The organism is Micromonospora chaiyaphumensis, from assembly GCF_900091435.1.
GTDB classification, from domain to species: Bacteria; Actinomycetota; Actinomycetes; order Mycobacteriales; family Micromonosporaceae; genus Micromonospora; species Micromonospora chaiyaphumensis.
This window is the reverse complement of the sequence record NZ_FMCS01000017.1, coordinates 33,483-46,639: the sequence shown is the minus strand read 5'-3', so window position 1 is coordinate 46,639 and position 13,157 is coordinate 33,483. Positions and strand designations below refer to the sequence as shown.

The 13,157-nt window shown below is 75.1% G+C and carries 11 protein-coding genes; 6 read left to right on the top strand and 5 right to left on the bottom strand.

Annotated features, from left to right (window positions below; all coding sequences use genetic code 11):
• Positions 1–15 precede the first annotated feature (15 nt).
• Positions 16–537 (bottom strand): VOC family protein, encoded by a 522-nt coding sequence (locus GA0070214_RS30590; protein WP_091270006.1) that lies wholly within the window; start codon positions 535–537, stop codon positions 16–18.
• A gap of 50 nt (positions 538–587) precedes the next feature.
• Here GA0070214_RS30590 and GA0070214_RS30585 point away from each other — a divergent pair, with 50 nt between their 5' ends.
• The 3 genes from GA0070214_RS30585 (at position 588) to GA0070214_RS30575 (ending at position 4,992) form a co-directional block, all read left to right on the top strand.
• Positions 588–1,058 carry a MarR family winged helix-turn-helix transcriptional regulator gene (locus GA0070214_RS30585; protein WP_091270047.1) on the top strand — a complete coding sequence of 157 codons (471 nt, stop codon included), beginning with the start codon at positions 588–590 and terminating at the stop codon, positions 1,056–1,058.
• Positions 1,059–1,106: 48 nt separating this feature from the next.
• Positions 1,107–2,702: a tetratricopeptide repeat protein gene (locus GA0070214_RS30580; RefSeq protein WP_091270005.1), complete on the top strand. Its 1,596-nt coding sequence runs from the start codon at positions 1,107–1,109 to the stop codon at positions 2,700–2,702.
• A 67-nt stretch (positions 2,703–2,769) separates the two neighbouring features.
• Positions 2,770–4,992 (top strand): hypothetical protein, encoded by a 2,223-nt coding sequence (locus tag GA0070214_RS30575; RefSeq protein WP_091270004.1) that lies wholly within the window; start codon positions 2,770–2,772, stop codon positions 4,990–4,992.
• A gap of 6 nt (positions 4,993–4,998) precedes the next feature.
• On the opposite strand, the gene GA0070214_RS30570 is transcribed toward GA0070214_RS30575, so the two are convergent.
• Positions 4,999–6,450 carry a sensor histidine kinase gene (locus tag GA0070214_RS30570; protein ID WP_091270003.1) on the bottom strand — a complete coding sequence of 484 codons (1,452 nt, stop codon included), beginning with the start codon at positions 6,448–6,450 and terminating at the stop codon, positions 4,999–5,001.
• Complete coding sequence (locus GA0070214_RS30565; protein WP_091270002.1) at positions 6,447–7,103, bottom strand: response regulator transcription factor; 657 nt, start codon at positions 7,101–7,103, stop codon at positions 6,447–6,449. Before GA0070214_RS30565 ends, GA0070214_RS30570 begins: the two co-directional genes overlap by 4 nt.
• A gap of 96 nt (positions 7,104–7,199) precedes the next feature.
• Here GA0070214_RS30565 and GA0070214_RS30560 point away from each other — a divergent pair, with 96 nt between their 5' ends.
• Both GA0070214_RS30560 and GA0070214_RS30555 read left to right on the top strand, forming a co-directional pair.
• Positions 7,200–8,318 carry a LolA family protein gene (locus tag GA0070214_RS30560; protein WP_091270001.1) on the top strand — a complete coding sequence of 373 codons (1,119 nt, stop codon included), beginning with the start codon at positions 7,200–7,202 and terminating at the stop codon, positions 8,316–8,318.
• 279 nt (positions 8,319–8,597) lie between these two features.
• Positions 8,598–10,817 (top strand): HelD family protein, encoded by a 2,220-nt coding sequence (locus GA0070214_RS30555; RefSeq protein ID WP_208602967.1) that lies wholly within the window; start codon positions 8,598–8,600, stop codon positions 10,815–10,817.
• Between the two features lie 131 nt (positions 10,818–10,948).
• Here GA0070214_RS30555 and GA0070214_RS30550 read toward each other — a convergent pair whose 3' ends face one another.
• On the bottom strand, positions 10,949–11,371 hold the full coding sequence (locus GA0070214_RS30550; protein WP_091269999.1) for a hypothetical protein: 423 nt from the start codon (positions 11,369–11,371) through the stop codon (positions 10,949–10,951).
• 311 nt (positions 11,372–11,682) lie between these two features.
• Here GA0070214_RS30550 and GA0070214_RS30545 point away from each other — a divergent pair, with 311 nt between their 5' ends.
• Positions 11,683–12,060 (top strand): hypothetical protein, encoded by a 378-nt coding sequence (locus tag GA0070214_RS30545; RefSeq protein ID WP_091269998.1) that lies wholly within the window; start codon positions 11,683–11,685, stop codon positions 12,058–12,060.
• Between the two features lie 63 nt (positions 12,061–12,123).
• Here GA0070214_RS30545 and GA0070214_RS30540 read toward each other — a convergent pair whose 3' ends face one another.
• Positions 12,124–13,068 (bottom strand): sporulation protein, encoded by a 945-nt coding sequence (locus GA0070214_RS30540; protein ID WP_091269997.1) that lies wholly within the window; start codon positions 13,066–13,068, stop codon positions 12,124–12,126.
• Between the last annotated feature and the right edge of the window lie 89 nt (positions 13,069–13,157).

Here is a 13,157-nt window from a genome sequence, read left to right as displayed (position 1 = left end):
TACCGCAATGCGCCGTCAGGCGGGAATGGAGATGCCCACACCGCCGCGGGTCTGGCCGCCGTAGCGCTGCCGCTCGCGGTCGAGGTCGAGCGGGCCGATCCGCTTGCGGGCGGCCAGGGCCGCGTCGTCGAGCAGGTCGGCCGGGACGATCCAGACGATCTCGAACTCCAGCCCGTCGGGGTCGCGGCCGTAGAGGCTCTTGGTGGTCCCGTGGTCCGAGGCGCCCACCAGGGCGTCGGCGGCGGCCAGGCGCTCGGCGGTGGCACCCAGCTCGTCCAGGGTGTCCAGCTCCCAGGCGAGGTGGTAGAGGCCGACGGTGGCCCGGCCCGCGGCGGAGGGACCGGCGGCCGCGCCGATCTCGAACAGCCCGAGGTCGTGGTCGTTGGTGGAGTCGGGGGCCTGGAGGAACGCGGCCCCGCGGAAGCCGTCCGGCGTCATCGACACCGGGCGGAAGCCGAGCACGTCGCGGTAGAAGGCGACGCTGCGGTCGAGGTCACGGACGTAGAGGACGGCGTGGTTGAGGCGGTGGATTCCCATGACACCGACGGTAGCGCGATTTGGTTGAGCGTTCAACAACACGCGCTATGATGGCCGTCATGACCCGGTGGCTGGACCCCGACGAGCAGCGGACCTGGCGGGCGTTCCTCACCGCCTCCCGGGCGCTGATGGACACCCTCGACCGCGAGCTGCAACGCGACGCCGGGATGCCGCACGCGTACTACGAGATCCTGGTCCGGCTCTCCGAGGCCCCCGACCGGCGGCTGCGGATGAGCGACCTGGCCGACGCCACCGGCTCCTCCCGCAGCCGGCTCTCGCACGCCGCCGCACGCCTGGAGGCCGCCGGCTGGATCCGCCGGGAGGAGTGCCCCACCGACCGGCGCGGCCAGCTCGCCGTGCTCACCGACGACGGCTTCGCCACCCTGGCCGCCGCCGCGCCCGGCCACGTCGCCGGGGTACGCCGGCACCTGTTCGACGCGCTCAGCCCGGCGCAGGTGGACCAGCTGCGGCGGATCAGCGAGACGCTGGCCGAGCACCTGACCGGATCGCGACCAAACTGATCCACTGCGGGGGTTGTACTTACCGTCGCCGGATGAGCACGATGGGGCGTGTCCTCCGGCTTCGCTGACCTGACTGTCCAGGCGCACCACCTGGTGTCCGAAGGCGACCTCGCCGGTGCCCAGCGACTGCTCGCCGACGCGCTGAGCGACGCCGATCCCCGCCCCGCCAACGCCTCCGCCGAGCTGGCCGAGGCCGCCGGCCTCCAGGCCCGGGTGCTCGTGGCGCTCGGCGAGCCGCACTCCGCGCGCGGCTGGGCGGCGTTCGCGTACGCGGCGACCACCCGGCTGTTCGGGCGCTCCGACGAACGCACCGTCACCGCCGCCGCGACCCTGGCCGCGGTGCTGCACCGGGTCGGCAGCGACGCCCGCGCCGCCCGGCTCTACTCCGACGTCATCATCGAGCTGACGGCCCGCGACGGGCCGGAGTCGCAGCGGGTGCTGGCCGCCCACGCCGACCTGGCCACCGTGGAATACGCCCGCGGCCAGTGCGACGTGGCCCGCGACCGGTTGCAGGACGCCTGGGAGCTGCACCGCGAGGTCTACGGCGACGGCCACCCCAGCGGCATCAAGATGCTGGCCAAGCTCGGCGCCATGGAACGCGACTGCGGCCGCTACGCCGAGTCCCACGAGCACCTCACGCTCGCCGAGGAGCTGTGCCGGGAGCACCTGGCCGCCGACGATCCGCTGGCCGGGCAGGTCGCCGGGCTGGCCCGGGCCGCCGCCGACCCGGACCACGTCTGCGACGCGGCCGAGCCTCCGGTGGTGCCGGCCGCCCGGCGGCCGGTCGAGCCGGACGACCTCGGTGACCCCGGCACGCACCACGGCAGCGTCCCCCCGCCCGCCGAGGGGCCGCCCGACCTGCCGCCCTACCAGCCGCCGACGCTGGACGACCCGGTCGAGACGCCGCTCTACCGCCCGCCGGACCGGGCCGAGACCGCCCACGTGCCGACCCCCCGCACCCCGCTCGAGGCCGACGACGAGGCGTTCGCGGACTACCCGTGGCCGCCGGACGAGCCGGCCGAGGAACCCTGGCGGCCCGGCGAGAGTGCGCTGCCCCCGACCGTGGTCGGGCTGGCCGACTCCGAACCCGCGGGCGTACGCGAGGTGCGGGGCGGCGGACCCGAGGCGCCGTCGCCCTACCTGCCGGTGCACGTGCCCCGGCCCCCCGCCGCCGAGCGCCGGGCCACGCCCTGGTTGCCGCTGGTCGTGGCCGGGGTGGTGGTGGCGTTGCTGCTCGGCGTCATCGCCGTGATCGCCGGGGTGTCCCGGGTGGACGACCGGCGGGACACCCCCGGGCCCGCGCCGACCGGCCGCGCCTCCTCGGCCGGCCCCACCGCCGGCCCGTCGAGCGCCGCACCGGCCGCCTCCCCCGGCACCCCGCCCGGGCGGCTCACCCTCACCGACCGGCGGGACAGCATCGTGCTGAGCTGGACCTACCCGGCCGGGGCCGAGGGGCCGGTGGTGGTCGCCGGGGGCCGCTCCGGGCAGCCCCAGCGCACCTTCCTGACCCTGCCCGCCGGCTCGGTCGACTACATCGCCTACGGCCTCGACCGCACCACCGACTACTGCTTCACCGTCGCGCTGGTCTGGTCCACCGACACCGTCGCCCGGACCGGCCCGGTCTGCACGAAGCGACGCCGCTGACCGCCGGTCCGCCGCCGTTTGTGCCGTATCGGCGGTGAGCCCGCCACGGGTCTGTGACCCTGTCGGCGTGGGCACAGCACCGGAGGGCGAAGCCGTCGAGCTGAGAGTGCACGGGGTGTCCGGCGGGACCGCGGAGAAGATCCTGGACCATCCGATCGTGGACCGGGTCGCCGGTGACAGCCACGCGGGCTTCTACCGGCCCCGGCCGGGGGCCGGTGCGGCCGGCGGGGCCACCCCCGGGATCGCCGTCGAGGCGTACCGCTGGGGTGCGCTGACCGCCGGCGCCGCGGTGCGGACCGCGTCCATGCTGTTGCTGCTGCCGTTCATGCTGAGCAACCTGGCGGTCCGGCTGCGCCCGGCCGCCACCGGCCGGTCCCGCCTGTTCCGGGTGCTGTGCCGCCTGCTCGCCGGGACGCTGACCGCCGCCTTCGTGCTCTCCGTCATCGGCGTGACGCTGGACCTGGTCGGCTGGCAGTGCGTGCCCTACGACGGATGCCGCGCGAACCGCCCCTACCTGTCCTGGCTGGGCGACCTGCCGACCGGCCCCCGGCTGGCCCTGCTGGCCCTCGTCCCGCTGGTCGCGTTGCGCGCCGTCTGGGGCCTCGGCGCGCGGTCGACGCGGGCCCTCGAGGGATTCCGCCCGCCCCAGCCGCACCCGGAGGCCGCCCGGGCGCCCGACCGCCTCGACGTGCCGGGATTCTGGGACGACGAGCGGACGCCCGCCTGGCTGCGCCAGATCCACGTGGCGATCGGCGCCGGCACGCTGGACGCCAGCCTGCTCGCCGGGATCTCCGCACCGGACGGTGCCGCCGGGCTGGTGCTGTTCGCCGCCGCCACCGGCCTGATCGGGTACGCGACGGTGCTGCTCTGCCTGCCCGTCCCGGCCACCCGGCGGCGGGTCCGCCGCGTGTTGCGCCCGCTGTCGGCGGCCACCCTCGGCCTGAGCGCGTTGAGCCTCGGCTACGCCGCCCTGTCGCGCGACGTCCGGTCCCCGCCCGGTCAGCTGCCGGGCTACGAGGGCGCGGTCGGTGCCCTGCTCGGGGCGCAGGGCATCCTGCTGGTGGTGCTGGCCCTCGTCACGGTGGCGCCGCGGACGACCGGGAACCGGACGGTCCTCGGCGGGCTCGGCATGCCCGTCGTGGCGGCGGCCTCGGTGACGGTCGCGGGTGCCTTCGCCGCAACCCTGGTCTTCCGGGTCGCCGACTTCCTCGACCGCGGCGCCCTCCCCGGCCCGATCTGGCCGGACCCCCCGGGCATCGCTCCCCTGGACCCTCCGGTCGCCTACTGGTGGGCCGCGCTGGCCGGCCTGGCCGCCCTGCTCATCGCCACCGGGGCCGCCTCGATCACGCTCGTGGTCGGCCGGCGGCGGAGGCGGCGCCGGGCCGCCGGGATCGTCGCGCGGGACTACCCGCACGTGGCCGCCGGGGCCATGTCCCGGCGCGACGTCGTCCGGGAGACCATCGCCCGCTCCCACGTGACCGACGAGCTGGGCCCGATCCTCGTCACGTTCTTCGTGATGTCCTCGCTGGGGCTGGCCACCATCGCGTTCGACCTGATCGGGGTCGGGCCCACCCAGCTCGTCGCCCGGCTCAGCCGGGACCCGGCGGAGACCACGCTGCTGACCGCCTACGTCACCGACGGCGGGGTCTGGCTCATCAGCCTGCTCGTCATCGGCCTCATGATCCTGGCCTTCCGCTCCTACCGGTCGGCGGAGACGCGCCGCACCGTGGCCGCCCTGTGGGACCTGGGGGACTTCTGGCCCCGTACCGTCCATCCCTTCGCGCCACCCTGCTACGCGGCCCGGGCCGTCCCCGAACTCGCCCGGCGGGTGTCCGCGCTCGGCGCGCGCGGCAAGGTGATCATCTCGGGCCACAGCCACGGCTCGGTCCTGGCCGCGGCCACGATCCTGCAACTGCCGCCGGACGCCCTGCGCCGGGTGGCGCTGCTGACCCACGGCTGTCCGCTCAGCCGGCTCTACACCCGCCTCTATCCCGCCTACCTCGGCCGGGAGACGCTCTGCGAGCTGGGCGACCGGCTCGACTGGCGGTGGCGCAACCTGTGGCGGGACACCGACCCCGTCGGTGGTCCCGTCTTCCCCCGGCCGGATCACGGGCCGGCGGCGTGTGACGTCCCCGGGGCCGGGTCCGTCGACATCCGGCTCCGCGATCCGGTCAGCCTGGCGATCGACCCGGCCGACACCGTGCCCCCGCCGCTCGAACGGCACTGGCCGTACCACACGCAGACGCCGTACCGGACCGCCGTGCGGGACCTCGCCGACCGGATCCGCTGACGGCGGTCAGTCCACGTCCGGGTCGGCCAGCGCGGGCAGCCGTACCGTCACCCGCAGCCCCGGCGCCGCCGTCCCCGGCGCGGCGTCGGCCAGCTCGACGGCGCCACCGGCCCGGCGGACCAGCTCCCGCACGATGGCCAGGCCGAGGCCCGCGCCGCCGGCATCGCGCGCCCGGGCGTCGTCCAGCCGGGTGAAGCGGGCGAAGACCCGCTCCCGGTCCGCCGCCGGGATGCCCGGCCCGTCATCGGTCACCGTGACCAGGTGGTACGCCGAGCCGGCCCGCTGCCGGGGCACCGGCGGGCCGGTGTGCGGGCCGGTGACCGCCAGCCGCACCTCGCCGTGCGCGTGCCGCAGCCCGTTCTCCACGAGGTTGACCAGCACCCGGCGCAGCTCCCCCGGATCCCCCTCGGTCCACAGCGGGCCGGGCGGCGGCTCGTGGCGCAGCGGCGGGGACGGGTAGCGCTCGGCCACCCCGCGCAGCAGCTCGCCCAGCTCCACCGGGCCGACGGCGTGCGGCGCTGAACCGTCCGGCCGGGCGGCCTGCTCGTCGAGGCGGGCCAGCAGCAGCAGGTCGGCGACGAGCCGGCTGAGCCGCTCGGTGTCGGCGAGCAGGTTCTCCGCCACCGCCGGCCAGTCCGTCCCCGCACCCAGCCGGCGGGCCACCTCCAGCTCGGTGCGCATGTTGGTGACCGGGCTGCGCAGCTCGTGCGCGGCGTCGGCGACGAACGCCCGCTGCCGGTCCCGGGACGCGGCCAGCCGGTCCAGCATGTCGTTGAGTGTGACCGCCAGCCGCTGGATCTCGTCCCGGCCGGCCGGCACGGGCAGGCGTTCCGCCCCGGCCCGGCCGGTGATCTCGGCGGCACCGCTGCGCAGCGCCTCCACCGGGCGCAGGGTCGCCCCCACCACCCGCCAGGCCACCACGGCCAGCCCGGCCACCAGCAGCGGGAAGCCGACCAGCAGCAGGTTCCGGACCACGTGCAGGCTGTGCCGTACGTCGGACATCGACTTGGCCACCAGCACGGTGAGCGGCTCGTCGGGTGTGCCCGCCGGCACGGCCACCACCCGGACCGGCCCGGTCAGACCGACCCGCCGCCCGTCCACCACGAGCCGCTGCCGCTGTCCGGCGCGCAGCTGGTCGGCGCCGAGCATCGGCACCAGCCGGTCGGCGTCGATGGAGGCCGCGCGGATCCGGCCCTGACCGTCGATCACCTGGACGCGGAGCTGCCCGCCGGCCACCGGCAGCGGATCGGGCAGGGCGTCCTCCGTGGCCAGCAGCGCGACGGCGTCCGCGGTGCGGAGGGCCTCGTCGTCGACGGAGCGCTGCAACGTCCACCCGAGCGCGCCGAGCAGCAGCGCCCCGCCGAGCGCGAACCCGACGACCAGGCCGAGCACCCCGAGCGCGAGCAGCCGGGACCGCAGCCCGAGGTTGGGCAGGAGCGCCCTGAGCCGGCGCCTCATGTGGCCAGCCGGTAGCCGGCGCCCCGGACCGTCTCCAGCCGGTCCCGGCCGATCTTGCGGCGCAGGTAGCCGACATAGACCTCGACCGCGTTCGGTGCCGTCTCCACCGCGGCGTCCCAGACGTGGTCCAGCAGCTCGGTCTTGGAGACCACCTCGCCGGGGCGGCGCATCAGGTAGGCGAGCAGGGCGTACTCGCGGGCGGTCAGGGCCACCTCGGCGTCGGCCCGGGTCACCCGCCGGCGCGCCGGGTCCAGGCGCAGGTCGCCGACCGCGAGCACGGCCGGGCGCTCCGGCGCGCCGCGGCGCAGCAGCGCCCGCAACCGGGCCAGCAGCACCACGTACGAGAAGGGCTTGGTGAGGTAGTCGTCGGCCCCGCAGTCCAGACCGTCGGCCTGGTCGTACTCGCCGTCCTTGGCCGAGAGCATCAGCACCGGCAGCCAGCGCTCCTCGGCGCGCAGCCGGCGCACCACCTCGTAGCCGGAGAGGCCGGGCAGCATCACGTCGAGGATCATCGCGTCGTAGTCGCCGTGCCGGGCGGCGTCCAGCCCGCCGGGGCCGGTGGCCTCGACGTCCACCACGAAGCCCTCCGCCTGCAGGCCCCGCCGCAGCGACGCGGCCAGCCGCGTCTCGTCCTCCACCACCAGCACCCGCACGGGTCAAGGGTGCCACCCGGTGACACCCCCTAGGGAATCTGCTCAGCGTCCTCACAGCGGCCCTGGTGCAGCATCTACCGTCAGGAGGTGCACACCATGTCCGTACTGAAGAACCGCGCCGTGCTCCGCTGGCTGGTCCCGGTGACCGCGGGGGTCGCCGTGATCGGGGGCGGTGCGGCCGTCGGCACGTTCGCCGCCGGGGCCGACCCGGCGCTGCCGCCGCGGACCGCCGCCCAGCTCCTGGAGGACCTGCGGACGTCCCGCCTCGACGGGCTCTCCGGCACCGTCGTGCAGCGGGCCGACCTCGGGCTGCCGCCGATCGCCGGGCTGGTCGGGCAGGCCGCCGGTAACGAGCTGGCCAGCCTGGTCAGCGGCACCCACACCCTGCGGGTCTGGTACGCCGGCCCGGAGCGGCAGCGGCTCGCCCTGGTCGACACGCTGGGCGAGCGGGACCTGCTGCGCAACGGGCGGGACGTCTGGAGCTGGGACAGCCGGGCCAACACCGCGTCCCATCGGACGCTGCCGGCGGACGCGAAGGACCTCGAGTCCGCGCCGGCCACGCCGGCCGACGCCGCCGACTGGGCGCTCGAGGCGATCGACCCGAGCACCGCGGTCACCGTCGGCCGCTCCGCCACCGTCGCCGGCCGCAGCGTGTACGAGCTGGTGCTGACCCCGCGCGACCGGGACTCGCTGGTGCACCAGGTGCGGATCGCGCTGGACGCGAAGGAGCACGTGCCGCTGCGCTTCGAGGTGCTCGCGGACGGCAAGGACGAGCCGGCGTTCCAGGTGGCGTTCACCCAGGTCGACTTCCGTACCCCGGACGCCGACCAGTTCCGGTTCAACCCGCCGCCCGGCGTGACGGTCAAGGAGGAGCCGGCGGGTGACGCGCGCGGACCGGCCGACAAGCAGCGTCCCCGGCGGGGCGGGGACGGGCCGGACGTGCGTACGGTCGGGACCGGCTGGACCACCGTGCTGGTCGCGAAGCTCGACACGGCGGGAGCGGCCGGCGCGCCCGGTGCGAAGCCGGGCGAGGCGGCCGGACCGGACGCGGAGATGATGGCGAAGGTGCTCGGCGGGCTGGAGCGGGTGAGCGGCGACTGGGGCAGCGGCCGGCTGCTCACCGGCAGGCTGTTCAGCGTGCTGCTCACCGACGACGGCCGGGTGCTGGCCGGTCTCGTGCGGCCCGAGCGGCTGTACCAGGCGGCGAAGGGCTGAGCTCGGAGCGGCCCCGTCGGGGTCCGGTCGGCGTGTGCCGGCCGGGCCCCGCTTTCGTGTGCGAGCCTGCGGTGTGACGTGGTCGCGGGCGGCCGGCCGGGCTTGGTCCGGCGGCCTGCCGCGCGGTATCTTTCTCAGTTCAAACACAAAAAGGAATGGCTCGTTGAGCCATTCCTGCCGCAATTTTAGCCATGAGGAGCCGGCTTGTCAACGCACTCCGACGTGTCGGGTGAGCTGCACCAGGACGACGAGATCGGTCACGAGCAGAAGTACGTCTCGATGCTCTACGACCGGCTGGACGGCATGCGGGACCAGGCGGCCCGGCGGCTCACCGAGGAGCTGCGCGCCACCGGCGGCACGCAGCAGGCCCGGTCGCAGCGCGACCACACCGTGCGGATGTACGCCGACCAGGTCGAGCAGTTCTCCGCGGTGGAGAACGGCCTCTGCTTCGGCCGCCTCGACGGCGACGACGACTCGTGCCGGTACATCGGCCGGATCGGCATCTTCGACACCTCGGGCGACTACGACCCGCTGCTGATGGACTGGCGCGCCCCGGCGGCGCGCGCCTTCTATCTGGCGACCGCCGCCAATCCGCAGGGCGTGCGCCGGCGCCGGCACCTGCGTACCCGGGAGCGGAAGGTCACCGGGCTCAACGACGAGGTGCTGGACATCGCCGCCGCCTCCCCCACCGCCCACGAGGAGGTGACCGGCGAGGCGTCGCTGCTCGCCGCGCTGAACGCCGGGCGTACCGGGCGGATGCGCGACATCGTCGAGACCATCCAGGCCGAGCAGGACCGGATCATCCGGGCCGAACTCCCGGGCGTCATGGTGGTGCAGGGCGGGCCGGGCACCGGCAAGACCGCGGTGGCGCTGCACCGGGCCGCGTACCTGCTCTACACGCACCGGCAGCAGCTCTCCACCCGGGGCGTGCTGCTGGTCGGCCCGAACGCCACCTTCCTGCGCTACATCTCCCAGGTGCTGCCGGCGCTGGCCGAGACCGGCGTGCTGCTGCGTACCCAGGCCGACCTGTTCCCCGGCGTGCACGCCCGCCGCACCGAGCCGGCGGAGACCGCGGCGCTGAAGGGGCGCGGCGTGCTGGCCGAGGTGCTGGCCAGCGCCGTCCGCGACCGGCAGTGGGTGCCGGACGAGCCGCTGGAGATCGAACTGCCGCAGCGGGAGGTCCTCACCCTCGACCCGGAGACCGTGCGCCAGGCCCGGGACCGGGTCCGCCGCACGGGCCGCCCGCACAACCTGGCCCGGGCGCTGTTCGACATCGAGATCGTGCACGCGCTCGCCGACCAGGTGGCCGAGCGGATCGGCGCCGACCCGCTCGGCGGCGAGAACCTGCTGTCCGAGGCCGACCGCGCCGAGATCCGCCGGGAGTTGCGCGACGAGCCGGAGATCCAGGCCGCGCTGGACGAGCTGTGGCCGGTGCTCACCCCGCAGCGGCTGCTCGCCGACCTGTTCGAGTCGCCGGAGCGGATCGCCGCCGCCGCGCCGATGCTCACCGACGCCGAGCGGGCCGCGCTGCACCGGGAGCCGGGCGGCTGGACGCCGGCCGACGTGCCCCTGCTGGACGAGGCCGCCGAGCTGCTCGGCGAGGACGAGCGCGCCGCCGCGGCCCGCCGGGAGCGGATCCGCGCCCTGGAACGGGAGTACGCCGAGGGCGTGCTGGAGATCTGGCGCGGTTCCCGCTCGATCGACGTGGAGGACGAGGCGGACGGCGGCGAGATCCTCGGCGTCACCGACCTCATCGACGCCGACCGGCTCTCCGAGCGGCAGGAGGAGATCGACAACCTCACCACCGCGCAGCGCGCCGCCGCCGACCGGACCTGGGCCTTCGGGCACGTGATCGTCGACGAGGCGCAGGAGCTGTCGCCGATGGCCTGGCGGCTGCTGATGCGCCGGTGCCCGAGCCGGTCGATGACCATCGTCGGGGACGTGGCGCAGACCGGCGCGCTCGCCGGCACGCCGTCCTGGCAGGAGGCGCTGGCGCCGTACGTGGCGGACCGGTGGCGGCTGGAGGAGCTGACCGTCAGCTACCGCACCCCGGCCGAGATCATGGCGGTCGCCGCCGGGGTGCTCGCCGAGATCGACCCGGCGCTGCGCCCACCCCGCTCGGTACGCGCCAGCGGCGTACCGCCGTGGGACCGTACCGTTCCGGCGGACCGGCTCGCGGCCGAGCTGGTCGAGGCCACGGCCCGGGAGGCGGCCGGGCTGGCCGACGGCCGGCTGGGCGTCATCGTGCCGGGCGGCCGGGTGGACGAGCTGGGGGCGGCGGTCGTCGCCGCGCTGCCGGAGGCGACCGTCGGCGAGCAGCCGGAGCTGGCGAACCGGGTCGTGGTGCTCACCACCGAGCAGGCCAAGGGCCTGGAGTTCGACTCGGTGCTGGTGGTGGACCCGGACCGGATCGTCGCCGAGTCCCCGCGCGGCAACAGCGACCTCTACGTGGCCCTGACCCGCGCCACCCAGCGCCTAGGCATCCTCCGCACCACCTGACCCACCCGACCCACCCTCCTTGTCGATCATGAGCTTGGCGGCGATGTGGATCTCCGTTCGTGCCGTCAACTTCATGATCGACGCGACGAGAAGGGGGGCGGCGTGCGCCGCCCCCCTTTCCCTGCTCCGGGTCAGCCCGGGTTGGCCTGGTCGTTGGTGAAGTTGCCGACCTGGCTGCCGGACGACGAGGCGTCGCTCGTGGAGCCGCCGGCCGGAGTGCTCAGGCCACCGGTGGTGGCGTCGCCCGTGGTGGTCGGCGCCACGGTGCCCCGGTGCTGCTCCGGTTGGCGGGCCAGCCGCCGGGCGCTGGCCGGGCCGGCGGTGCCGCCGGTCGTGGTGACCGCGCCCTGGCCCCGGGTCGGGCCGCCGTCGCGCAACACGTTCGGGTCGACCGGGGCGTGCGCCGGGTCGTCCGGGTCCTCCTCCTGGATGACCCGCAGCACGTCGGTCTGCGGCACGGTGACCTCGTCGAGCGCGCCCTCGCCGTAGACGCCGCCGGCGACCCGCTCCTCGGCCCGCCGGGCGGCCTGCTGCCGCATGTCGTCCTCACGCACGTGAACCACCTCGCAGATTTCTCGGGATCCTCCTTGCGTGCCCGTCGCCCGGCGGCTGAAACCGGGGCTCGGCTCCGCGATCCGACCGGCCGTGAGCGTGCCGGGTCCGTGCCCGGATGTCCGGTTGCCGGGCGGTCGCAGGGTGACCCCCGGCGGCCACTCCTATTCGGCCGGGACCGGGCGTTACCGGCTCGGGGCCGGGGGTAGACGGAGGGTGCCCCCGCCACAGTGCGCGAACCGCGCCGTGGCCGACCTGCGGCAGCGGGGCGGGAGGTATGCAGAGAACGACTCATCAATCCTGAGGAGGACAGATGAGCACGCAGGCTGCATCCGCCCGGCCGATGAACCGGCCGGCACAGGACATGTCCAACCGGGCCGCGATGCAGGAGACGCCGACGCGCCCGATGCCGATGATGCACGACGGTCAGCGGCAGGCGATCCAGTCGCCCGGCACGGAGACCAAGCCGTCGTTCGCGACGACCGAATTCTGGGTCTATGTCGCGTCCGTGGCGGCCGTGCTGGTGGCGTCCTACCTGGTCGGCAAGAACTCGGTGGGCGTGGACATCTTCCGCGCGCCGCAGGCCTGGTTCTTCATCACGCTGCTGACCATCGGTTACCTGGGCAGCCGCGGTCTGGCCAAGGCCGGAAGCAACTTCCGCAGCGGTGAGGAGCGCAAGGCCCGGCACTGACCGGAGCCACTCCTGAGACGACGATGCCCCCGGGGATGACCCCGGGGGCATCGTCGTGTGCCGTCACTCGCCGAAGTCGCCGAAGTCCCCCTCGAAGGCGTCCTCGATCAGCTCACCGGCGACCAGGCCGCCCGCCACGCCGAGCGCGGCGCCCGCCACCATGCCGCCCATGCCCGGGCCGCGGTGGCCGTGGTGCCCGTGCGGGGCGCCGAAGCCGTGCGCGCGCAGGTTGCCGTAGCGCGACGTGGTCTCGCGCAGCCAGCCGTCGACCACCTGTACCCAGTCGGTGCGGCCGGCGTCGCTGTGCGGGACGGAGTAACGACCGAAGGCGTCGTGCCCGGGGGTGAGGAAACCGCCGCGCTTGTCGCACTCCAGGATCACCTCGACGCCGTGCTGGCTGGTGACGAACGTCAGCTCGACCTCGGTGGTCACCGGGGCGTACTGCGGCGCGGCGAAGAACTCGATCTCCTGGTAGAACGGCAGCGTCTGCTGCACCCCGCGGATGTGGCCGCGCTCCAGGTCGGCGTGCTTGAAGCGGAAGCCGAGCGCCTGGAAGGCGTCGAGGATGCGCTCGTGGATCGGCAGCGGGTGCACGGCCACCTGGTCCAGGTCGGACTTGTCCACGGCCCGGGCCACCGCCAGCTCGGTCCGCAGGCCCATGGTCATGCCGTGCAGCCGCTGGCCGTACACGTCGGTGACCGGGGTCTCCCACGGCACCGGGAGCTGGAACGGGATGGACAGCTGCTGCTTCGGCGCCAGCTGCAGCGCGCCGCTCACCGGCATCCGGTGGAACTCCATGACGCCCGCGTACTCGTGGTCGCCGCCCTCGATCTCGACCCGGGTGACCAGGCCGACGGTGATCTGCTCGATGCTCGCCGGCGCGTCGCCGCCGACCAGGTTCACGTGCCCGTCCAGGGTCAGGCCCGGCCGGGTGTTGGGGTTGGTCAGCACCGTGTCGACGCTCGGGCCGCCCACGCCGAACGCGCTCAGCATCTTCTTGAAGACCATCGCCACTCCGCTCCCACCGTCGGCGCGCTCCACCGTGGAGCGCGCCAAGGGCACCCTAACCTGGGCGGCTGTGAAGTGGCTGAAAGCGG